General features: G+C 60.8%; 19 protein-coding genes, 2 tRNA genes and 1 pseudogene. 11 read left to right on the top strand and 11 right to left on the bottom strand.

Annotated elements, in window-relative coordinates:
* Positions 1-16: 16 nt before the first annotated feature.
* The 6 genes and pseudogenes from V7756_RS09855 to hemA form a co-directional block, all read right to left on the bottom strand.
* On the bottom strand, positions 17-544 hold the full coding sequence (locus V7756_RS09855; protein WP_335609988.1) for an acyloxyacyl hydrolase: 528 nt from the start codon (positions 542-544) through the stop codon (positions 17-19).
* A gap of 62 nt (positions 545-606) precedes the next feature.
* Positions 607-1,392, bottom strand: a complete 786-nt coding sequence (gene murI / locus V7756_RS09850) for a glutamate racemase (RefSeq protein WP_335609987.1) — start codon at positions 1,390-1,392, stop codon at positions 607-609.
* Positions 1,389-2,153 (bottom strand): molybdopterin-synthase adenylyltransferase MoeB, encoded by a 765-nt coding sequence (locus tag V7756_RS09845; protein WP_335610107.1) that lies wholly within the window; start codon positions 2,151-2,153, stop codon positions 1,389-1,391. The genes murI and V7756_RS09845 overlap by 4 nt, the downstream gene beginning before the upstream one ends.
* 4 nt (positions 2,154-2,157) lie before the next feature.
* A complete protein-coding gene (gene prmC, locus V7756_RS09840; protein ID WP_335610106.1) occupies positions 2,158-2,985 on the bottom strand; it encodes a peptide chain release factor N(5)-glutamine methyltransferase in 828 nt (275 codons plus the stop codon).
* Positions 2,986-2,987: 2 nt separating this feature from the next.
* A complete protein-coding gene (gene prfA / locus V7756_RS09835) occupies positions 2,988-4,073 on the bottom strand; it encodes a peptide chain release factor 1 (protein ID WP_335609986.1) in 1,086 nt (361 codons plus the stop codon).
* 80 nt (positions 4,074-4,153) lie between these two features.
* Positions 4,154-5,419, bottom strand: a pseudogene (hemA, locus tag V7756_RS09830) (glutamyl-tRNA reductase); the annotation flags it as partial.
* A gap of 372 nt (positions 5,420-5,791) precedes the next feature.
* On the opposite strand from hemA, the gene V7756_RS09825 reads away from it, so the two are divergent.
* The 10 genes from V7756_RS09825 (at position 5,792) to V7756_RS09780 (ending at position 16,006) form a co-directional block, all read left to right on the top strand.
* Positions 5,792-7,441, top strand: a complete 1,650-nt coding sequence (locus V7756_RS09825) for a tetratricopeptide repeat protein (RefSeq protein WP_335609984.1) — start codon at positions 5,792-5,794, stop codon at positions 7,439-7,441.
* Between the two features lie 3 nt (positions 7,442-7,444).
* Entirely contained in the window at positions 7,445-8,062 is a 618-nt protein-coding gene (gene lolB / locus V7756_RS09820) for a lipoprotein insertase outer membrane protein LolB (protein WP_335609983.1), read from the top strand.
* Positions 8,063-8,082: 20 nt separating this feature from the next.
* On the top strand, positions 8,083-8,931 hold the full coding sequence (ispE, locus tag V7756_RS09815; RefSeq protein WP_335610105.1) for a 4-(cytidine 5'-diphospho)-2-C-methyl-D-erythritol kinase: 849 nt from the start codon (positions 8,083-8,085) through the stop codon (positions 8,929-8,931).
* Positions 8,932-8,958: 27 nt separating this feature from the next.
* Positions 8,959-9,033 (top strand) — tRNA-Gln (locus tag V7756_RS09810).
* A 116-nt stretch (positions 9,034-9,149) separates the two neighbouring features.
* On the top strand, positions 9,150-10,091 hold the full coding sequence (locus V7756_RS09805; RefSeq protein ID WP_335609982.1) for a ribose-phosphate pyrophosphokinase: 942 nt from the start codon (positions 9,150-9,152) through the stop codon (positions 10,089-10,091).
* A gap of 104 nt (positions 10,092-10,195) precedes the next feature.
* Positions 10,196-10,834: a 50S ribosomal protein L25/general stress protein Ctc gene (locus V7756_RS09800; protein WP_335609981.1), complete on the top strand. Its 639-nt coding sequence runs from the start codon at positions 10,196-10,198 to the stop codon at positions 10,832-10,834.
* 31 nt (positions 10,835-10,865) lie between these two features.
* Positions 10,866-11,453, top strand: a complete 588-nt coding sequence (gene pth, locus V7756_RS09795) for an aminoacyl-tRNA hydrolase (protein WP_335609980.1) — start codon at positions 10,866-10,868, stop codon at positions 11,451-11,453.
* 37 nt (positions 11,454-11,490) lie between these two features.
* Positions 11,491-12,591, top strand: a complete 1,101-nt coding sequence (gene ychF, locus V7756_RS09790; RefSeq protein ID WP_335609979.1) for a redox-regulated ATPase YchF — start codon at positions 11,491-11,493, stop codon at positions 12,589-12,591.
* A 196-nt stretch (positions 12,592-12,787) separates the two neighbouring features.
* Positions 12,788-15,781 carry a DUF748 domain-containing protein gene (locus V7756_RS09785; protein ID WP_442908988.1) on the top strand — a complete coding sequence of 998 codons (2,994 nt, stop codon included), beginning with the start codon at positions 12,788-12,790 and terminating at the stop codon, positions 15,779-15,781.
* Positions 15,782-15,929: 148 nt separating this feature from the next.
* Positions 15,930-16,006: transfer RNA gene (locus V7756_RS09780), tRNA-Met, on the top strand.
* Positions 16,007-16,055: 49 nt separating this feature from the next.
* Here V7756_RS09780 and V7756_RS09775 read toward each other — a convergent pair.
* The 5 genes from V7756_RS09775 to V7756_RS09755 form a co-directional block, all read right to left on the bottom strand.
* Positions 16,056-17,066: an isocitrate/isopropylmalate dehydrogenase family protein gene (locus V7756_RS09775; protein WP_335609977.1), complete on the bottom strand. Its 1,011-nt coding sequence runs from the start codon at positions 17,064-17,066 to the stop codon at positions 16,056-16,058.
* On the bottom strand, positions 17,063-17,965 hold the full coding sequence (locus tag V7756_RS09770) for a DMT family transporter (protein WP_335609976.1): 903 nt from the start codon (positions 17,963-17,965) through the stop codon (positions 17,063-17,065). Before V7756_RS09770 ends, V7756_RS09775 begins: the two co-directional genes overlap by 4 nt.
* Positions 17,966-18,089: 124 nt before the next feature.
* Entirely contained in the window at positions 18,090-18,542 is a 453-nt protein-coding gene (gene rimI / locus V7756_RS09765) for a ribosomal protein S18-alanine N-acetyltransferase (protein ID WP_335609975.1), read from the bottom strand.
* Positions 18,539-19,324: a hypothetical protein gene (locus tag V7756_RS09760; RefSeq protein WP_335609974.1), complete on the bottom strand. Its 786-nt coding sequence runs from the start codon at positions 19,322-19,324 to the stop codon at positions 18,539-18,541. The genes rimI and V7756_RS09760 overlap by 4 nt, the downstream gene beginning before the upstream one ends.
* Positions 19,324-20,865, bottom strand: a complete 1,542-nt coding sequence (locus V7756_RS09755) for a 2-isopropylmalate synthase (RefSeq protein WP_335609973.1) — start codon at positions 20,863-20,865, stop codon at positions 19,324-19,326. The genes V7756_RS09760 and V7756_RS09755 overlap by 1 nt, the downstream gene beginning before the upstream one ends.
* Before the next feature lie 279 nt (positions 20,866-21,144).
* Here V7756_RS09755 and V7756_RS09750 point away from each other — a divergent pair, with 279 nt between their 5' ends.
* On the top strand, positions 21,145-22,809 hold the full coding sequence (locus V7756_RS09750; RefSeq protein ID WP_335609972.1) for a long-chain-fatty-acid--CoA ligase: 1,665 nt from the start codon (positions 21,145-21,147) through the stop codon (positions 22,807-22,809).
* Positions 22,810-22,950 lie beyond the last annotated feature (141 nt).

The raw sequence follows: 22,950 nt of genomic DNA, 5'->3' as shown, positions 1-22,950 counted from the left end.
GCAAGGCCCGCCAAGCCTAGATGTTGAATCGATAATACAGTGCCGCCTTGTTGATCCCCTGATTGGGTTGCTCAATGCCGGCGTTGGAATAGTGGTAATAGCGAAGGCCCAGTTCGGAGCCGGACGCAAAACGCAGACCGGCGCCGATGCGATCTTCAAACTGGAAATTGGAGCCCAGATCCCGTCGGTCGTCGAGATTACTCTCACTGAAGACTGCAGCGCCAATACCCGCTTCCAGGAAGGGCGTTACGCCGCCGTTGTCCGGGCCAAACTGCAACCGGAACATGGGCGTCAGAGACAGACTCTGGGTGTCCAGATCCTGCCAGTAGGTGTAGCCCGCATCCCAATAGCCATCCAGCGCCACTGCGCCGCCATCGCTACGCCACAGGGTGCTGCCAAACTCGAACTGGGCGGCCAGCCGATAGGCTTCGGTGGACTCATTGGTAGTACCGCCCTCAAGCGTAATTCCATCCAACGCCATAGCTGACGAACTGAAAGCCATCACCGACAACGTGGTAACCAGCATCAAGCTTCTGTATTTCATGCTTTTATCCTTAGCATTTGCGTGAAAACCTAGTAGATAGACCCAGTTTCGACGAAAAGTTCTCAAACTTTCAGCTTCTCCACCGGGCTGTCGGTATTCAACAGTACAGGCAGCACCCTGTGTAACAGTTGCGGCTCCCCACTAGTCCAGAATCGCGTTGGCGCAGCGTCGCCCTCGTGCCGCAGCGCGCAGGCTGTCAACTGGGCCAGCAACTGACGAGCCACTGCAGCCCCCGTATCCACCAGTTGAACCTGTGTCGGCAACAAGGGCACTAGCGCAGGACGCAGAAAAGGATAGTGGGTGCAGCCAAGAATCAGCGTGTCGCAGCCCGCCGCCACTAGCGGTGCGGTATAGCGCTTCAACAGCGCCTCTACTGCCGGACCGCAAAGCTCGCCGTGTTCAACACATTCCACCAGACCCGGACAGGGCTGGGTAATGACCTCCACCGAGCGCGCAAAGCGGTCCAGCAAGGCGGCAAATTTTGCGCTCTGCAGAGTGCCGGTAGTCGCCAGCACGCCGACCACGCCGTTGCGCGTGGCCAGCGCAGCAGGCTTGACCGCCGGCTCCATACCGATAATGGGAAGATTGAACTCCGCGCGCAGATCATTGATCGCGGCCGCGGTGGCGGTATTGCAGGCAACCACCAGCGCCTTGGCTCCCTGCTCGACTAGAAAGGCCGCGATACGCCTGCTGCGCTCACGTATGAACTCCGGGGGCTTTTCGCCGTAGGGCACATGGCCGCTGTCAGCCACATAGAGCAGGGACTCCGCAGGCAGCAACTGCTGAATTTCGCGCAGTACCGAGAGTCCGCCCACTCCGGAATCGAATACCCCTATCGGCGCGCTCATGCCTTGGCTCTCGTCGCGCAGCAGCCGCAGGCCGGATCACGCCGTACGCGCATTTCGCGGAAGCGGCTGTCCAGCGCATCGATCAGCAGCAGCCGGCCCATCATTGGCGTGCCAAAGCCAGCCAGCAGCTTGAGCGCTTCCAGCGCCTGCAGGCTGCCGACCAGCCCGACCAGAGGACCCAGCACACCGGCTTCGCTGCAGCTCAGTGCACCCTCCTCGGCCTCTCCGGCACCATACAGGCATTGATAACAGGGGCTGGCCGCATCACGCGGATCAAACACGCTGAGCTGACCTTCAAGCCGGATGGCGGCCCCGGATACCAACGGCCTGCCCAGCGCAAAGCAGGCAGCATTCACCGCCTGGCGGGTGGCAAAGTTGTCGGAGCAGTCGAGTACCAGATCCACAGCAGCCACCGCATCACGCAAGGCTTCACCCGTCAGGGCCTGCGGCAAGGGCCGGCACCGCACCTGCGGATTGAGTGCCTGCAAGCGTTCTGCGGCAGAATCCACCTTGAGCTGGCCGACGCTCTGGCTATGGTGAATGATTTGCCGCTGCAGATTGGTCAGATCCACCCGGTCATGGTCGGCCAGCAACAACTCGCCCACCCCGGCCGCCGCCAGATAGAGCGCGACCGGCGCGCCCAGACCGCCCAGACCAACGATCAGCACGCGGCTGTTCAACAGCCGCTGCTGACCGGCGATATCGATTTGTGGCAGCAGAATCTGCCGGCTGTAACGCAACAGGCTGTCGTCTTCCAGAATGCCATCAGCCATGCCAGCGCCCTCCACTGACGCGCGGATTGCCAGCCAGATCAAGCCAGCTGCGGCTGTCACTGAAACCGCGTGCTTGCAGCAACGCCACCACCGCTTCGGCCTGCTGCCAGCCGTGTTCCAACAGCAGCCAGCCGCCAGTGTGCATGTAATCTGGCGCGGCCGTTATCAACTGGCGAATATCATCCAGCCCGTCGCCACCACTGACCAGCGCGCTCCGCGGCTCAAAGCGCAGGTCGCCCTGGTTCAGATGCGGGTCGTCGGCAGCAATATAGGGCGGGTTGGAAACGATTAGATCAAAGCGCTGGCCCTGCAGTTCGGCAAACCAGTGACTTTGTACAAAACGCGTGTTGTCGAGCTCAAGGCGCCGGCCGTTGGATTGCGCCAGCTCCACGGCGGCGGCAATACGATCGCTGCCGGTCAATTGCCAGCGGGCGCGCTCGGCGGCCAGCGCCAGGGCAATGGCGCCACTGCCGGTACCCAGATCCAGCACGCTCGCAGGGCCTTGCGGCCCCAGCTCCAGCGCCAGCTCAACCAGTCGCTCGGTATCGGGGCGGGGAATAAGTGTGGCCGGGCTGACCTGCAGATCCAGGCTCCAGAATCCGCGCTCACCCAGCAGATACGCCACTGGCTCACCAGCGCGGCGACGCGCCAGCAAGCTTTCAAAGGTAGCCACCTGATCATCGCTTGGCTGCGCCTCCGGCCAACTGCGCAGATAGCTGCGATTCTTGCCCAGCACATGGCAAAGCAGCAGCTCGGCATCCAGCCGGGGGCTGTCGGAGCCGGTCAGCTCGGCCTGCGCCAGCAACTCGGCGAGGGTCATGCTCACGCGTTTTCCAGCGCCGCCAGTTGGTCGGCCTGATATTCGCGCAGCAAGGGCTCGACCACTCCATCAAGACCGCCCTGTATCACCTCGTCGAGGCTGTATAGCGTGAGATTGATGCGATGATCGGTCACCCGCCCTTGCGGGAAGTTATAGGTGCGAATGCGCTCGGAACGATCCCCCGAGCCGACCAGGGACCGGCGCGTATCGGAGATCTCTTTTTCCTGTGCCTCACGCTGCTGGTTTACCAGCTTGGCCTGCAGCAGACTCATGGCTCGCGCCCGGTTCTTGTGCTGCGAGCGCTCGTCCTGACACTCCACCACAATCCCGGAGGGCAAGTGCGTCAGGCGAATGGCCGAATCGGTCTTGTTGACATGCTGCCCGCCCGCGCCTGAGGCGCGATAGGTGTCCACGCGCAAATCATTGGCGTTGATTTCAATCGCGGCCTGCGCGTCCATTTCCGGCAGGATCGCCACCGTGCAGGCGGAGGTGTGTATACGGCCCTGGGATTCGGTTTCCGGCACGCGCTGAACCCGGTGGGCGCCCGACTCGAACTTCAGTTTGGCGTACACGCTTTGCCCCTCGACCCGCGCTATGACTTCCTTGTAGCCACCATGCTCGCCTGCGTTCTCGGAAAGAATCTCGACGCGCCAGCCCTGGCGCTCGGCATAACGGCTGTACATGCGAAACAGGTCGCCGGCAAAGATTGCCGCTTCGTCACCGCCGGTGCCGGCGCGCACTTCCAGAAACACGTTACGCTCGTCGTTCGGGTCCTTGGGCAGCAGCAGCCGGTTGAGCTCTTCTTCCAGTTCCAGCAGTTGCGCTTCACTGGCGGCGGCATCTTCCTCGGCCATTTCGCGCAGATCGGGATCGCTATCCTTCAGCAGGCTGCGCGCCTCTTCCAAATCGCCCTGTACGCTGCGCCAGGATTCGTAGCACTTGACCGTGGCTTCCAGCTCGGCATATTCCTTGGAATAGGCGCGGAAGCGATTCTGATCGCTGATTACCTCGGCATCGCTCAGCAGCGCCGACAACTCTTCGAAGCGCTCGCTCAGGGTATCCAGCCGATTCAACAGGGATGCTTTCATCATTTGCCTTGTAGGATAGTGTGCACCGCGCCTGCTGGGCTGTTGCCCGGCGCCGCGTCAGCTAAAGAAGTGGTGCCTGCCGGCGCGTCTGCAGCACCACCCAGCGCAAAGAGCTCCTGCGCCAACGCCAGTGCTTCCACACGGCCCTGGGCACTCATCTGCTTGAGCTGCACGCTGGGGTCGTGCAGTAATTTGTTGGTCAGGCTGCGGGCCATTTCCGCCAATACCAGGCTGGGGTCGATACCGCGCTCGAGTTTCTGCTGTGCCTTGAGCAGTTCCAGATCGCGCAACTGCTCGGCCTTGTTGCGGTAATCGCGCAGAACATCAACGGCGGCCAGCGCGCGCAGGCGCTGCATGAACTCATCGGTGCCCGCCTCGATCAGTCGCTCGGCAGCATTGGCGGCACCCTGACGCGAGCGCAGATTCTCTTCAATGACCTGGTGCAGGTCATCAACGCTGTACAGATAGACGTCGGCCAGATCGCCTACCTCGGGCTCGATATCCCGTGGCACGGCGATGTCGACCATGAACATGGGTTTGTGCTTGCGCTGCTTTAATGCCCGCTCGACCGCTCCCTTGCCGAGAATCGGCAGCTGGCTGGCGGTGGAACTGATGATGACGTCGCACTGCGCCAGCACGTCGGGAATCTGATTCAGCACTATAGCCTGGCCACCCAGGGGCTCGCTCAGCACCGCTGCGCGCTCCAGCGTGCGGTTGGCGACGATGATCTTGCCCACCCCCTGATCGTACAGATGGCGCGCCACCAGACTTATGGTCTCGCCAGCGCCGATCAGTAGCGCCGTGCTGCGGCGCAGGTCGGAAAATATCTGCTTGGCCAGACTCACCGCGGCAAAAGCGACCGAGACCGGGTTTTCGCCGATGCGGGTATCGGTCCGCACCTGCTTGGCCATGTTGAAAGTGCTCTGGAACAAGCGGTCGAGATAGGGCCCCAGGGTGCCGGCGGTGCGCGCTGCCTGCCAGGCATCCTTCATCTGCCCGAGAATCTGCGGCTCGCCCAGTACCATGGAATCGAGCCCGGCGGCTACGCGCATCATGTGATTGACCGCGCCGGCGTCCTGATGCAGATAACTGCAACGGCGCACCTCATCGGCGGTCATACCGTGAAAGGCCGCAAACCAAGCGACCAGACTTTCCGCGTCCAGATGATCCTGTGCGCAATAAAGCTCGGTACGGTTGCAGGTAGAGAGAATGGCCACTTCCTGGGTGGCGGTCTCCGCGCGCAGACGTTGCAGTGCATCCGGCAGCTGCTCAGGCGCAAACGCCAGGCGCTCGCGTACCTCCACGCCTGCGGTCTTGTGATTGATGCCCAATGCAATAAAGCCCATGGTGCCTCATGATGCCGGAACGAAACGACTGCCAAAGCGACTAATTGTCCTATGTTACCCCACGCCAATCAATTGCCGCTTGGCATACGTCACCGCCCGACGGGGCGGCAATTCGCCGCGCCCATCGGGCTTTTGGCCCCGCACGCCTTGCCGAGTATGGGTTTGCGTCAGTTCCTGTGTCATGATGAAACCCGCATGGCGGTCAGCTCGCGAGCCCCGTTGCAGCCTGCTCAGTGCGCTGCGACCCAGACTCCGACGACTGATTCGGCAGCTTACCAACCGCAGCGCATGAGAGTGTCTATGAAGGCTTTGTTTACCCCGCCCCCCGTGTTGTTGCTGATGGGCGGGCTATTGCTCGGCGGCTGTACCGCAATGTCAAAACCTGAACCTGCGCCTGAGCCACCCGCCGAGGCGCTCACCGCCGCACCGGCCGAGCCCGTTGAATACGGCCAGTTTCCGCAGGACACCCTTTTTGAGCTGCTCACCGCGGAAATTGCCGGCCAGCGCAACCGCTTTGACGTTGCTCTCGACAATTATCTGAAGCAGGCACAGAGCACGCGCGATGCCGGCGTCACCGAGCGCGCCATGCGCGTGGCCGAATTTCTCGGCGCCGAAGAGCAGGCATTGGAAATGGCCCAGCTCTGGGTTGAGGTGGACAGCAGCAACCCCGAAGCCTTGCGCTCGGCCGCCATTCATCTGGCCCGCACCGGCCAGCATGAACAGGCCATGCAGATGATGCAGCGCGCACTCGACTTGCACGGCGAGACCCACTTTGACTTCCTCGCCCTGGCGGCTGCCGAAAGCGACCAACCGACCCGCGAGGCGCTGCTCGAGAGCCTGACTCAGATGCTGCAACGCCACCCGGAGAACACCCAACTGGTGTTCGCCAAGGCGTTGCTGTTACAACAGGCCGACCGCCCTGACGAGGCACTGGAATTACTCGAGGATCATCCGGGCACCGAACAGGCGCCCTCTGCCATTCTGCTGCACAGCCGTCTCGTAGTGACGCAGGATCCCAAGCACGCCGAACAGATTCTCTATCGCGGGCTCGAGTCCTTTCCCGACGATACCCGCATGCGCCTGCTACTGGCTCGTATGCTGGTGACCTCGGGCGACTACCGAGCCGCCAGTACGCAGTACACCAAGCTGGTACAGGACAACCCCGAAGATCCCGACCTGCGCCTGTCACTGGGACTGATTCACCTTGAGCTGGACGACTACGCCGAAGCGGTAGACCAATTGCAGCAGGTGCTGCTGTTGAACCCGGGCAACAATACTGCACGCTACCACCTGGGCAACGCCCAACTGGAGGCAGGCCAGCCGGATGCCGCGTTAAAGACCTGGGCGAGCATCGATGCCGGCAATGAGCTGCTGACCTCGCGCCTGCAGATCAGCCAACTACTGGTCTCGCAAAATCGATTGGATGAGCTCAGCAGCCAACTGCAGCAGGACCGTGAAAGTTATCCGCAGCACGCCCTGACCTTCTATCAGATAGAGATAGAAGCGCTGGCCGACCAACCCGAGCTGGCCATGCAGCGAACCAATGCCGCCTTGCGTGCCTACCCACTGGAAAGCAGCCTGCTGTATACCCGCGCCATGCTGCATGAACAACTGGGCAACCCTCAGGGGCTGGAAGAGGATCTGGGGGCAATACTTGAGCGCGAGCCGGACAACGCCATGGCCCTCAACGCGCTCGGCTATACCCTGGCCGACCGCAACGAGCGCCTGAACGAGGCTCTTAGCATGTTGCAGCGCGCTGCCGAACTGGAACCGGACGACCCCGCCGTGCGCGATAGCCTGGGCTGGGCGCACTACCGCCTGGGCAACCTGGATCTGGCCGAGCAATTGCTGCGCGAAGCCTTCAGCACTTTCCCGGATCAGGAAGTGGCCGCCCACCTGGGCGAGGTGCTTTGGCGCCAGGGTAAGAAAAAAGAAGCGCGCGAAGTCTGGAAACAGGGCCTGGAACAGGCTCCGGACAGTGAAGTTATCCCCGCCACCCGCAAACGCCTGGAAGCCGAGTAAGCCATGCCTCTGTTGCGCAATACTATTTTCGTTCTTTTGGCCCTGAGCCTGACTGCCTGTAGCAGCCTGCATCAACGTGAAACCCTGGAGCTCGGCGGCGATGCCAAGGCCTGGCAGGCGCACCGCAAACAGGTAGAACCCGTCACCAGTTGGGAGTTGCAGGGCAAGCTGGGCGTGCGCGCGCCCGGCGAGTCAGGCAGCGGCACCCTGTTCTGGCTGCAGCGCAACGCCTATTACGACATCCGTCTTTCGGGCCCGCTTGGCCGGGGCGCCACCCGCATTCAGGGTGACGACCAGCAGACTACCCTGGAGATTGCCGGCCGCGCGCCCGTCAGCGCCGAGTCCGCCGAGGCATTGCTGGAGCAGCAGATTGGCTGGCGCCTGCCGGTCGAGCACCTGCTGTGGTGGGTGCGCGGCTTGCCCGCGCCGGACACTGCCAGCCGGCTGCAACTCGACACCCACAGCCGTCTGGCGCGCCTGAACCAGAGTGGCTGGACCGTCGAGTACAGCCGCTACCAGCAAGTCGGCAACCTGGAGCTGCCGCAGCGCCTGCAAATTTCCGGGCATGACTTGCTGTTGACGCTGGTGGTTACCGAGTGGAAACCCCGCCTGCCCGAATGAACCACAACATGAACACCACTATGAACGCCACTCTCAGCCTGCCGGCACCGGCCAAGCTCAATCTGTTTCTGCATATCACCGGCCGCCGGCCGGATGGCTATCACAACCTGCAGACGCTGTTTCAGTTTCTCGACCATGGCGACACTCTGCACTTCAACCTGCGTGATGACGGCCAGGTAAAATTGCATGGCGAACTCGCCGGCGTCGCTGCCGAGGACAATCTCATCGTCCGCGCTGCGCGCATGCTACAGGCAGCAACAGGAACGGACCTTGGCGTCGACATCCAGCTCGACAAGCGCCTGCCCATGGGCGGGGGCCTGGGCGGTGGCAGCTCCGACGCTGCCACTACGCTGGTTGGCCTCGATCACTTGTGGCAGAGCGGTCTGAGCGAGGATCAGCTGGCCGAGCTTGGCATCAATCTGGGCGCCGACGTACCGGTATTCGTGCGCGGCAGGGCCGCCTGGGCCGAGGGCGTGGGCGAGCAGCTGATGCCGGTAGAGCTGGACGAGCCCTGGTATCTGGTGGTTATCCCCAACTGCTCGGTGAGCACCGCAGAGATTTTTTCCGATCAGAGGTTGACGCGCGACACACCGCCCATTACATTAGCGGCCTTCCGTGAGCACGGTGGTCGGAATGACTGCTTGCCGGTTGTTGCAGCGCGTTACTCTGAAATTCGTAACACGTTGATCTTGCTAAACAATTATTGTGAGGCTAAGATGACCGGGACTGGCAGTTGCTTATTTGGGGCCTTCCCAAATGAACGCGAAGCTGATAAAGTTCGCGCCCGGTTGCCAGCCACACTGCGAAGCTTTGTTGCCAAGGGTTGTAACGTTTCACCGTTACAGCAATTGCTCAAAACCAAGCACTAGGATGCAGCCGTGCATCCGGACAGTTACAGGGGCGTAGCCAAGCGGTAAGGCAGCAGGTTTTGATCCTGCCATGCGTTGGTTCGAATCCAGCCGCCCCTGCCATTTTCTTTCCGGCAGCAATCAAGACAGAGCGATCCACGTCTGACTGGTTGATGCTTTCGGCACTCCAGACGTGAATCCATAATCGCAAAGACCACTACCCAAAAAGGTAATGCTGCGTGTCCAAGATGATGGTATTCACGGGGAACGCCAACCCCGATCTGGCACGACGCGTCGTGCGTCAATTGCACATTCCCCTCGGCGATGCCACGGTTGGCCGCTTCAGTGACGGCGAAGTCAATGTCGAACTGAATGAGAATGTGCGCGGCAAGGACGTTTTCATCCTGCAGCCCACCTGCGCACCCACCAACGACAACCTGATGGAACTGGTCGTAATGGCCGACGCCCTGCGTCGCTCCTCCGCCTCGCGCATCACGGCTGTTGTCCCGTACTTTGGTTATGCCCGCCAGGATCGCCGTCCGCGCTCTGCCCGCGTAGCCATCAGTGCCAAGGTAGTGGCAGACATGCTCGACACCGTAGGCGTTGATCGCCTGCTTACCGTCGATTTGCACGCTGACCAGATCCAGGGTTTTTTCGATATTCCGGTCGATAACATCTACGGCTCGCCCGTACTGGTAGACGATCTGATCGCCCAGCGTTATGAAAACCTGATGATCGTTTCCCCCGATATTGGCGGTGTTGTGCGTGCCCGCGCAGTCGCCAAACAGATGAGCGTAGATCTGGCGATCATCGACAAGCGTCGCCCCAAGGCCAACCAGTCCGAAGTCATGCATATCATCGGTGACGTCGAAGGCCGCAACTGCATTCTGGTCGACGACATGGTCGATACCGCCGGCACACTGTGCCATGCGGCCAAGGCTCTGAAAGACCATGGCGCCGCCAAGGTGTTCGCCTATGCTACGCACCCGATCCTGTCGGGCAAGGCCATCGAGAACATCAGCAACTCGGTTCTGGACGAGCTGGTAGTGACCAACACTATCCCGCTCTCCCCCGCTGCCGCCAGCTGTGATCGTATCCGCCAGCTCGATCTGGCACCCATTGTTGCCGAGGCCATGCGCCGTATCAGCAACGAAGAATCCATCAGCGCGATGTTCCGCTAAGGTACAACGCACTGATTCAACGACCCGGGCAATAGTCCGGGTTTTCATCAATCATCCGACGCGCTGGTCGCAAGTGCCCGGATGTTTTTGCAAGGAGACTACATATGGTCGACTTCTCTCTGAATGCGAACGTGCGTAACGACCTGGGGAAAGGTGCGAGCCGCCGCCTGCGTCGTAACGCCAACCTGGTACCGGCTATCGTTTACGGTGGCAACAAAGAGCCACAGAGCATCGCTATCGAAGCGCGTGAACTGAACAAGGCCCTGGAAAACGAAGCTTTCTACTCCCACGTCATCAAGCTTTCTGTCGACGGCAAGAAAGAAGACGTGCTGCTGAAAGCCCTGCAGCGTCACCCCGCCAAGCCGCGCATCATGCATGCCGACTTCCTGCGCGTGGTTGCAGGTCACGAAGTGACTGTTCACGTACCCCTACACTTCATCAACGAAGACGTTTGCGTCGGCGTGAAGAAGAGCGGCGGCGTGATCTCTCACACCATGACCGACGTTGAAGTAACCTGCCTGCCGAAAGACCTGCCTGAGTTCATCGAAGTGGACATGGCCGGTGTTGACCTGGGCGACATCGTTCACCTGTCCAACCTGAAGCTGCCCAAGGGTGTTGTTATCCCTGCGCTGGCGCAGGGCGCCGACCACGATCTGCCGGTTGCCAACGTACATGCTGCACGCGTAGCCGTTGAATCCGAAGACGCTCCGGCGGCTGACGAAGGTGAGGAGTCTGCGGAGTAATCTCCCGCCTGACTCGAGAGGGGCGCCCGTTGTGACGCAGGGAATCAAGTTGATAGTAGGACTGGGGAATCCCGGCCCGGAATATGACCTGACCCGCCACAACGCTGGCGCCCTTTTTATTGAGCGCCTGGCTGACAAACACAACGTCAGCCTGCGTGCTGAAAGCAAGTTTTTCGGCCTGACCGGCCGCCTGGTCCTCGATGATCAGGATATTCGTCTGTTGATCCCCACCACTTTCATGAACCGCAGCGGCCAGGCTGTTGCCGCGCTGGCCAGCTTCTATCGCATTGCGCCGGAAGAAATCCTGGTAGCCCACGATGAACTCGACCTGCCTCCCGGCGTGGTCAAGTGCAAGAAGGGCGGCGGGCACGGCGGACACAACGGATTGCGCGATATCATTGCCCAACTGGGCAATCAGAATACTTTTTATCGCCTGCGTCTGGGCATCGGCCACCCTGGCCACAGCTCGCAGGTGACCGGTTTTGTACTGGGCCGCGCGCCCAAAGCCGAACAGGAAGCCCTGGACGCCTGCATCGACGAAGCGATCCGCGAGTTGCCCGGCATCAGCCAGGGCCAGTGGTCTGCTGTCATGCAACGCCTGCACAGTTTCAAAGCCTGAATCAATTAGCGCCGCCACAACGGCAGAGGACATCACTATGGGTTTCAATTGCGGTATTGTCGGACTGCCCAACGTCGGCAAATCCACGCTGTTCAATGCGCTGACCAAGTCCGGCATCGCAGCAGAGAACTTCCCGTTCTGCACCATCGAGCCCAATAGCGGCATTGTCGCCATGCCTGATCCACGCCTGGATGCTCTCGCCGACATCGTCAAACCCCAGAAAGTAATACCCACCACCATGGAGTTTGTCGACATCGCCGGCCTGGTGGAAGGTGCCTCCAAGGGTGAAGGTCTAGGCAACAAGTTTCTGGCCAACATCCGCGAAACCGATGCCATCGCCCACGTGGTGCGCTGCTTTGAAGACGAGAACGTAATCCACGTTGCCAACAGCGTCGACCCCAAGCGTGATATCGAAATCATCGATCTGGAACTGATCTTTGCCGACCTCGATAGCTGCGAAAAGCAGCTCTACCGCGTCAGCCGCAACGCCAAGGGCGGCGACAAGGAAGCCGTGGCCCAGAAGGCTCTGCTGGAAAAGCTGATCCCGCATTTCAGTGAAGGCAAACCTGCACGCACCCTGCTGAAAACCTTCAGCCCGGAAGAGCGCGCCACCGTGCGTCAGTTTCATCTGCTGACGGTCAAGCCGGTGATGTACATCGCCAACGTGTCCGAAGAAGGCTTCGAGAACAATCCGCTGCTGGATGTGGTCAACGCCATTGCCGCAGAGGAAGGCGCAATCGTGGTGCCCGTCTGCAACAAGATCGAGGCCGAGATTGCCGAGCTGGACGACGACGAAGAAAAGCAGATGTTCCTGGAAACCATGGGCATGGACGAGCCAGGCCTGAACCGCGTAATTCGCGCCGGTTATGAATTGCTTGGCCTGCAGACCTACTTCACCGCCGGGGTGAAGGAAGTGCGCGCCTGGACGGTCAAGATCGGCGCAACCGCGCCGCAAGCTGCGGGCGTGATCCATACCGATTTCGAGAAGGGCTTTATCCGCGCTGAGGTCACCGCCTACGACGACTTCATCAAGTACAACGGTGAAAGCGGAGCCAAGGAAGCGGGCAAATGGCGCCTGGAAGGCAAGGAATATATCGTCAAGGATGGCGACGTGGTGCACTTCCGCTTCAACGTCTGAGTCTAGGCCGCACGACCAAAGCCCTCTTCACCCATGGTGACGAGGGCTTTTTGGTGGGCAGGCGGTCTGCCTGGCCAGTCACGCTCAACCACCCAGCCCTGAATCCCGTCTCGCAACTCCCTGCCGCTCGGCCCGCACAAACGCCATTCGCATGCCATAATTCCCAGACCTTCCGGAATTTGGTAACGGCTGATCCATGCGCATAAGCAAGAAAACTCTTTTGGTCAGCTGTCTGATCATCAGCTTTGCCTACACTGTCATCGGCTTCCTGGTTTTGCCGGGCGTGGCGCTGCATGTCATCAACCAGCAACTGGACAAATATGCCAATCTGCCCGCGCACCTGAGCCGCGTCGAATTCAATCCCTTCAGCATGGAAGCCACCCTTTGGGATCTGCATGTCGGAGACCAGGACGCGCCGCAGCTGGCTTTTCACCGCTTGTACATCAATGCTGAACTCGACAGCCTATGGAGCGGTGCCCTGCACCTGAGCGAAGCAGCGCTGGAGCGTGCCCACGGCGAAATCTTGTTTGCCGAGGACGGCACCCTCAACCTTGCCGAGCTGTTCACCCTGCCGCCCAGCCAGCCGGAGCCTGAACCCGCAGAACAAACCGTCTTCCCAGTACGCCTGGACCGCCTGGGGCTGATCAAGAACAGCCTGCACTTCATGGATCGGCGCCCCCGCGAACCGGTCGAATTCGGCTACGATGCGCTCTCCCTGGAACTCAGGAATCTGAGCACCCTGCCCGAAGACCGCGCCCGCATGACGCTAAGCGCCAGCGGTCCCTACGGCGCCAGACTCGATTGGCAGGGCGAAGCTACCCTGGTACCCCTGACCTCCACCGGCTCCCTGCGCATACAGGATGTACGGCTCGACACCTTCTGGCCCTACGTGCGGGAGGAGTACGCACTGAAGCTGAGCGACGGCGTGCTCAACGCCAGTACCGATTATCAGTTGGACCTGTCCGAGCGCACCGACCTGCAACTAAGCAAGGTACAGCTGACACTCTCCCAGTTTGGCATCGACGCGCAGGACAAGCCGCGTCTGCGCATACCTTTGCTGGAAGTTCGCGATGCCGCCCTTGATCTGGTGCAGCAGCGGGCCAGCATCAGCGCGATAAACAGCAAGCAACTGGAACTCTGGGCCGCACGTGAAGCCAATGGCCAGATAGACCTGATGGCGTTGCTGCAGCCCCGACCTGCCCCCGAAGCACCCACCGAAGCAGAGGCCGTGCCCACGACCGAACCACAGATCACGCGGCAAACCAGGCCCAACGCGCAGACACCAGCGCCGGCACCCGATGCGCAATCCGGAGTAGCGGCTGCCGTCCAGGAACCCGCCGGCCCACCAGCAGACAAGCCCGCCACGCCCTGGCAACTGGTGATCAAACAGATAGCGCTGCAAGATTATCAACTGCACCTGCTGGACCGGGTCCCCGAGCCGGAAGTTGCCCTTGAGCTTGGCCCGCTCAACCTCAGTATCAGCGACTTCGACAGCCTCGGCGAGCAGCCCTTCAATCTCAGTCTGGATACCGGCCTGAACAATAACGGCCAGCTCTCTGCCGCCGGACAGGTAACACTGAAACCACTGAGCGCCGACTTGCAGGTGGTTACCAGCAACATCGACCTGCGCCTGGCGCGGCCCTATTTTGAACCTCTAGTGCGCATTCAGTTGCGTAGCGGCCAGGCGCATGCCGGCCTCAAGGTTGCGCTGGCTGGCGTTAGCCCGCTGCAACTGGCGGTGACCGGCGACGCCCAGGTCAGCCAGCTGCACGTAGTCGACGCCGAACGCCAACGCGACCTGCTGAAATGGCAGCAGCTGCAACTTACCGGCATAGCCTATGGCAGCAACAATCTGGCGATCCAGCAGATAGACCTGCAGCAACCCTATGCGCGCTTCATCATCAACGAAGATCTCAACACCAACTTCAGCGGCCTACTGGTAGAGCAGCCGTCCAAGCCCGCAGCGCCAGACGCGCAAGCCAGTAACCCGCTGGGCGTACGCATCGGCGGCATCAGCCTGCAGGATGGCTCAGCCAACTTCGCCGACTTCAGCCTGCGCCCGAACTTCGCCACGGCCATCGCGCAGCTCAACGGCAATATCGGTACGCTGGACAACCAGAGCACACGCCCAGCCAGCGTCGACGTAACCGGCAAGGTCGACCGCTACGCCCCGGTCAGCATCAAGGGCAAACTCACGCCCTTCGACCCGCTCAACAGCCTCGATATCGCCACCAGCTTCCGCAACCTGGAGCTGACCACGCTCACGCCCTACTCCGGCAAATTCGCCGGCTACCGTATACGCAAGGGCCGCCTGAACCTGGACTTGCACTACCGCATCGAGCAGGGCCAACTCAATGCCGACAACAAGGTCCTGCTCGAAGGGCTGCAACTAGGCGAGAAGGTCGACAGCCCCGACGCCGTAGACCTGCCGGTGCGCCTGGCCGTCGCGCTACTGAAAGACACCCGCGGCAACATCGATATCCAACTGCCGGTCACCGGCAACCTCAACGACCCGCAATTCAGCGTCATGCCCATCGTCTGGCAAACCCTGCGCAACCTGGTAGTCAGAGCCGTTCAGGCTCCGTTCAAGTTCATCGCCGGCCTGGTCGGCGGCAGCGAACAGGATCTCAGTGAGGTCGGCTTTGCCCCCGGCACCAGCGAGCTCGACGGCGATGCCCAGAGCGCCCTCACTACCCTCGCCGCCGCGCTCAAGGAACGCCCCGTGCTTACCCTCGAAATAGAAGGCATGAGCTCCGCGCAGGCAGACGGGCCCATGCTCGCCACCGAGCGCCTGAACCGCGAATACCAGCAGATCCAGTTCAAGTCACTGCAGGCAATGGGCGAGGACGTACCCACCACCCCGGATTTGCTGGAAATAGACGAAGACGACAAACCAGCTCTGCTGGAAGGCATCTACCGCGCCCGCCTGAAACAGCAACCCCCCGCCGAATGGAGCGAGCTGGATCGCGAAGAACGCGCCGCCAGGATGCAGCAGGCCCTGATCAGCTTCTGGAGCGATAACGATCTGCTACTACGGCGCCTGGCACAAAGCCGCGCCGCCGCAATCAAGGCCTACCTGGTCGACTCAACCGGCCTCGACCCGCAACGCTTGTACCTGGTAGATGTCGGCAAAACCGAGCCAAGCACCCAGGGCAAGGTGGCCACCGCCCTGCACCTGGGCAGCCAATAGGCCACGTAAACGAGGCAACGAAAAGCAGCGGATGTTCGGGCCCGCGGGCTTCAGGCGTAAAAAGTTAACCGGTTGAAATGGCAGTTAAAAAATAAGCAGGCAGGCTTGACAAGCCAAGCGCGGAAATGAATAATGCGCAGCCTCGGATGGCTACATAGCTCAGCTGGTTAGAGCACAGCATTCATAATGCTGGGGTCCCTGGTTCAAGTCCAGGTGTAGCCACCAACGATTTCAAAGGCTTAGCTTCGGCTAGGCCTTTTTTTATTTCCGTCTTTTATCCCTGCAGCGTACCAAGGCGGGACAGCACCCCATCCGTCACGCGTTCGGTCGTCTGCGTACCAAAATCCACACCTCCGGCCTCCTGCAGAAAACCCTCCACTGCACTTTCCAGGCGCGCGGCTTCATTGGGTAAACTCCAGTGGTAGCGCAGCAAGAGCGCGGCGCTGAGCAGTGCTGCTATGGGATTGGCGCGGCCGCTGCCGGCGATGTCGGGGGCGCTGCCGTGTACCGGTTCGGCGAGGGCGATGCCTTCGCCCCAGTTGAGTGATGGCGCGGTGGCCAGGCCGCCGGACCAGTAGCTGGCCAAGTCTGACAGTATGTCGCCAAAGAGGTTGGTGGTAACCACCAGATCAAAGTTTTCCGGTTGCTCGACCAATTGCAGTGCTGCAACGTCTACCAGTCTCTCGTCGATCTGCGCATGCAGCCCCTGCCCTTCCAGCACGGCGCGACAGGTATCGCGGAACAGCCCACAAGTGAGCGGCAGCACGTTGGCCTTGTGTACCAGGGTTATGCGTTTGGTTTGCCTTTGCCGAGCCACCTGGGCAGCGCGCTGTGCCAGGATTTCACAGGCCTGCCGGCTTATCTGCCGCTCGGCAATGGCCCGGTCCGGCGAGGTCATGTGCTCACGGCCTATATAAAGCCCTTCGCTGTTCTCGCGCAGTATCATCAGGTCGATACCGGGCCTAGGCGAGATGCCTGGCCGACTTCGCACCGGGCGCAGGTTGACCGACAGGCCGAGCTGTTGGCGCAGGGTGAGAATCGCGCTGCGATAGCCTGGCACAGCATGCGCCGGCGATTGCACGGCGCCAAAGAGCCCTGCCCCGCACTCGCGCATGAGTTCAAGCGTACGCTCGGGCACGGCGCAGCCATGCTCGACAAAGCAGCCCCAGCCTGCCAGCGCTTCGACCGTCTGCAACTCAGGCAGCAAGATACGCAGCGCCGCCACCGCGATGGGGGTGACTTCGGCGCCGATGCCGTCACCCGGAATCACGCAAAGCCGTCTCATCGGGCTCTGCGCGCCGGACGCGTGGCCAGCAGCAGGCCGCAGAAAGTCAGCGCACCGCCGACCAGATGATACCAATGCAGGTGCTCATCCAGCAGCAGAACACTGAGCAGCGCAGCAAAAACCGGCATCAGATAACTGAACAACGATGCGGTGGCTGGCCCCAACACCCGCACGCCGTTGTTCCAGGCAAGATAAGCCACCAGCGAGGCCATCACCGCAGTGTAGCCGACAGCGCCCAGGGTAATCAGCGTCAGCGGCATGGCGCCAGTATGGCTGTATTCCCACAGGTAGAAAGGTAGCAGCAGCGGCACGCCAAACAGCAGCATGGCGGCCAGCAAGGTCAATCCGGGCACCGGCACCATCCAACGCCGCAACAGCACCGAATACAGGCCCCAGGTAAGTACCGCCGCCAGCATGATCAGATCGCCGGGATTGAACGCCAACTGTGCCAGCCGCTGCAGCTGCCCGGTGCTGAGGATCACCAGCAAGCCGGTAAAGGACAACAGCGTGCCGCCCAGCGTTTGCAGCGTCGGCCATTGGCGCAACAGCAATATCGACCAAATAAAGGCAGCAACCGGCAAGCCGGTGTTAACCAAGGTGATGTTGATCGCCGTGGTGCTTTGTGCCGCCATGTACAGCAAGGTGTTGTAGGACGAAATACTCAAGGCTGCCAGGGCTGCAATCTGCTTCCAATGCCCTATTAAAACGGCGCGCTGCTGCCAAAGACCGCGCAGGGTGAAGGGCAACAGCAGTAACAGCGCGGTGGTCCAGCGCCAGAACGATAGGCCAATGGGCGGTAGCTGGCCGGCAGTTGCACGGGCGACCAGGGCGTTGCCGGCCCAAGCCAGGGTGCAGACAATCAGCCCGGCAATCGCCCAGCCACGCGCTGAGAGCCTCAAACCGTAACTCCAAACCTGATCAAATGGCTAGATCTAGCCGAGTAAGCGCTTTGCATTGGACCAACCTTGCATTGATGCGAATGCGGCTTGGGGTGAGCCGCTGGAGATCAGACTCAGGGTCAGGTTATTCAAGCAGTGAGTACGCCATGACCAGCGCGTCTTCGCGGCCCCCTACGGCCGGATAATAATTGCGCCTGCGGCCTATCTCATTGAAGCCAAACCGCTCGTACAGCGCAGCAGCGCTGCGATTGGATTCGCGTACTTCAAGAAAGGTGACTTCGGCTTCGCGCGCCCTGGCCTGGTCCATCAAGTGTTCAAGCAGCGCGTGGCCGTAACCGTTGCCCTGACTTTCCGGCTTGATGGTGATATTAAGCAAATGGGATTCGCCCGCTGCTGCGGACAACACCCCGTGCCCTACCTGCTGCAGGCCGCTGAAAGCAATCCAGCATTCGTGACCGGATTTGATGGAATCAAGAAAGATACCGCGGGTCCAGGGGTGGCTGAAAGCAGCAAACTCGACTGCCAGTACCGCATCCAGGTCGGTCTCCTGCATGCGGCGGAAATTAAGCAGACTCATACGTGATCCTGCCATCGGGCTCTGACGCGTCGCAACTGCGCCCAGAGCGCCGCCTTGCGTTGCGGCTCGCGCATCAACCGTTCCAAGTCAGGCGCAAACCAAGCCGCTGGCAAAGCCTCCAAGGCGACCTCGCGCCCGGATAGATTGCCCGCTTGCACCAGGTCCGTCTCGACCAGCAAGCCGGTGGCAGCACCAAAGCAGCCCAGCGAAACACATTCGTGTTCCTCCAAACGTCCTTGCATAAAGGCTAGCAGGCCGCGATTAGCCGCCACCGCGCTGCGATCCAGCTGCGGGTTGCGGCTCAGCGGCCAGCGGAAATCGGTCAGCAAGCGGGGGCGCGGTGGCAGGCCGACTGCACGAAGTATGTCCTGCAGCAGATGAAATGCCGGCGTGGCGCTCTCAAGCCCCGGCTCCGGCGCTTCGGTTAACAATGCGCAGGGCCCAGCTAACCACAGCTGCAAGTAGAAAGGCTCGATCGGCGGGGCCAATGGCTGTGGCTCTGCTTCTGTGTCTGTCGATTGCGGGGTTGGCTCTGGTTGCGGCGCCGAGGTGTCCGCACGCAACTGCCTCACTACCTCAGACACTTTGGCCTGAGCCTGCGGCCTGACGGGCTCCGCCGCAGATGCGCGAGGTACTGCCTCTGGCACCGGATCGGCTTTGATCTGCACTGCCGCTGGCATTTCATAGGGCGTGCGCGGCGGCACTCCGCTCAGTGCCTGGCGTGGCATCCAGTTGGTAATACCCATAGCCTGCAAGTAGGCCAGCCTGGCTTGTTCCTGCATCAGACGCCTGCCGCCTGCGGATGAGCGCGGTACGCGCCTTCGCGCATCAGGTTAAGCGCATTTATATAGGCTTTGGCCGAGGCGACAACTATGTCGGTATCAGCCCCGTTACCGTTGACGATACGCCCGCTCTTCTCCAGACGCACCGTGACCTCGCCCTGCGAGTCGGTGCCCTGGGTAATGGCGTTGACCGAGTAAAGCTGCAAGCTGGCGTTGGAGCCAATGATTTGCTCGATGGCCTTGAAGGTCGCGTCCACGGGGCCGGAGCCGTCGGCGCGGCCTTCGTGCTCGGCGCCGTCAATGCTCAACTGCACCAGCGCCCTGGGCACCTCGCCCATGCAGGACGCCACCTCAAGGTGTACCAGTCGAATATGTTCTACTACTTCGGTGAGCGTATCGGTCACCAATGCCTGCAAGTCTTCATCGAATATCTCGTGCTTGCGGTCGGCCAATTGCTTGAAGCGGGCGAAGGCTGCGTTCAGCGCTTCGCCACTCAGCTCCATACCCAGCTCTTCGAGACGTGAGCGAAAAGCGTTGCGGCCAGAAAGCTTACCCAGCGACAGCTTGTTGGTGTGCCAGCCCACCGACTGCGCGCTCATGATCTCGTAGGTTTCGCGGTGCTTGAGCACGCCGTCCTGGTGAATGCCCGATTCATGGGCAAAGGCGTTGGCGCCGACAATCGCCTTGTTGGGCTGCACCGGAAAACCGGTAATGCCCGACACCAGGCGCGAAGCCGGTAAAATGTTTTCGGTCACAATGCCGGTGTGCACGCCTAGCAGATCCTGGCGGGTCTTGATCGCCATGACGATCTCTTCCAGTGCCGCGTTGCCGGCGCGCTCGCCCAAGCCGTTGATGGTGCATTCCACCTGCCGCGCACCCGCCGTAACGGCAGCCAGGGAATTGGCCACGGCGAGCCCCAGATCGTTATGGCAATGCACCGAGAACACGGCCTTGTCGGCGTTCGGCACGCGGGTGATGATCTGACGAATGGTTTCGGCAAACTGGTGCGGTATGGCGTAACCGACCGTATCCGGAATATTGATGGTGCGGGCACCGGCATCAATGGCTGCCTCGATGATGCGGCAGAGAAAGTCGATCTCGGAGCGACCCGCGTCTTCGCAGGAGAACTCGACATCGGCGCACAGGTTGCGCGCGCGCTTAACCGCCCGCACGGCCTGCTCCACCACCTGATCCGGCGGCAAGCGCAGTTTGTGCTCCATGTGAATCGGGCTGGTGGCGATAAAGGTGTGGATACGCCCGGCGTTGGCGCCGGCCAGGGCTTCGGCTGCGCGGTCGATATCGGCGTCGACGGCGCGCGACAGGCTGCACACAATGCTGTCCTGGATGCTGTCGGCAATCACCTTGACCGCTTCAAAGTCGCCTGGGCTGGCAATCGCAAAACCGGCCTCGATAACGTCGACCTTGAGTTTTTCCAGCGCCCGCGCGATGCGCAGTTTTTCGTCCTTGGTCATGGACGCGCCAGGGCTCTGCTCACCATCTCGCAGCGTGGTATCGAAGATAAACACCCGGTCCTGATTCATATCTGAGCTCCTCCAGCAATTAGCGCCACAGCCTGCGGTTGGCTACCCACAAGGACGTGCAGATCAGCCCGCTACTATACCCCATACAGCGATCGCACTGGCATACCGGGCGCAGGCTAACTCACCGCCACTTATGACGTAACAACAGCACAACAAAACTATCCTTCCTAAGCCCTGCATCGGGACTTATTCTGTCGGCTGCCCTAATAACAGAACCCTCCTGCTGACGCCACGCAGAGAACGGTTCGTCTGATGTATAACAAGCAGGAGATTGGATGTATGTTTGACCGTCACTTTTCCGTGTGGCCCGATCAGGTACCCAAGCAGCTTGAACTCCCGGCCACCAATCTGTTCCACAACATCACCGTCTCCGCACTCCGCTACCCCGATCATCCCGCTATCCATTACTACGGCAGCGACCTGAGCTATCGCGAGCTGCAAAGCCAGGCCGAGCGCTTGGCTGGCTACCTGCAACAGGCCGGGGTACAAGCTGGTGATCGCGTGCTGCTGTATATGCAGAATAGCCCACAGTACATCATCGGTTACTTCGCCATTTTGCGTGCCAATGCAGTGGTAGTGCCGGTCAATCCGATGAACCGCACTGCCGAACTGGCCTACCTGATTGAAGATACGCAGGCACCGGTTGCCCTCTGCGCCCAGGAACTGTGCGAATTCGTAGCACCGCACATCGGCAATGGCGCACTGAAAGAAGTGATAGTCACCGCTTACAGCGAATACGTGGTCGAACCCACCGACCTCAATCTTCCTGAAGCCGTTGCCGTTGCAGCACAAGCGCCAAGCCAAGCCGGGGTCAGCTCATGGCAAAGTGCGCTGCAGGCCAATCTGCAGCCCGGGCCGCTCACAGCAGGCCCAAACGACTTGTGCGTGATACCTTACAGCTCAGGCACCACCGGCAACCCCAAGGGTTGTGTGCACACCCATCACAGCGTCATGGCTACGACCGTGTACGGTGCCGCCTGGGTCAATACCCAGCACAGCTGTATCCACCTGGTCTCGGTTCCCATGTTCCATGTGACGGGCATGCAGTCTTGCATGAACTCCACGCTGTACGCTGGGGGCACCCTGGTGGTCATGACACGCTGGGATCGCAAGGTCGCTGCCAGTCTGATTCAGCGCCTGAAGATCAACACCTGGCGCAACATCTCCACCATGGTGGTCGACATGCTGTCGGACCCGGATATCGACCAATACGACATCAGCTCACTGACCGGTATTGGCGGTGGCGGCGCCGCCATGCCCGCCGCAGTAGCAGCCAAGCTGCAGGAAAAGACCGGGCTGATTTATATGGAAGGTTACGGCCTGTCCGAAACCATAGCTGCAACCCACGTCAACCCGCCGCATGCCTGCAAGGCCCAATGCCTGGGCATCCCCTTTATTGGGGTCGACTCTCGCGTTATCGATGTGGATACCTTGCAGGAAGTCGCGCCCGGCGTTACTGGCGAAATCATCATGCGTGGCGAACAGATCTTCCAAGGCTACTGGAACCGCCCTGACGCGACCGCCGACGCCTTTGTCGAGGTAGATGGCGAGCGCTTCTTCCGCTCCGGGGATCTGGGCTACTACGACGAAGAGGGTTACTTCTTCCTAGTGGACCGAGTCAAACGCATGATCAACGCCTCCGGCTTCAAGGTCTGGCCAGCGGAGGTCGAATCACTGATGTACGCCCATCCGGCTATTCAGGAGGTCTGCATCATCTCGGTACCCCATGAGCGCCGTGGCGAGACAGTAAAAGCCGTGGTAGTACTAGGCGCCGGTCAGCAAGACACCACCGAGCAGGACATCATCAGCTGGTGTCAGGAAAACATGGCTGCCTATAAGTGCCCGCAAATTGTCACTTTCTCCGACAGTATCCCCAAGTCGCCCACCGGCAAGATCATGTGGCGTCATCTGCAGGATATCGAGTGGGGGCGTGCCGAAGCCTGAGATATCTCAGATCAATACTAGGGCGCCTTCTGGCGCCCTTTTTATTGCCCGGAAGCTGGAAGCTGGAAGCTGGAAGCTGGAAGCTGGAAGCTGGAAGCTGGAAGCTGGAAGCTGGAAGCTGGAAGCTGGAAGCTGGAAGCT

The sequence above is a fragment of the Halopseudomonas sp. genome (assembly GCF_036961105.1).
Classification (GTDB): Bacteria; Pseudomonadota; Gammaproteobacteria; order Pseudomonadales; family Pseudomonadaceae; genus Halopseudomonas.
Note: the sequence above shows the minus strand (reverse complement) of the source record. Positions and strands in the feature narration are given on the sequence as shown.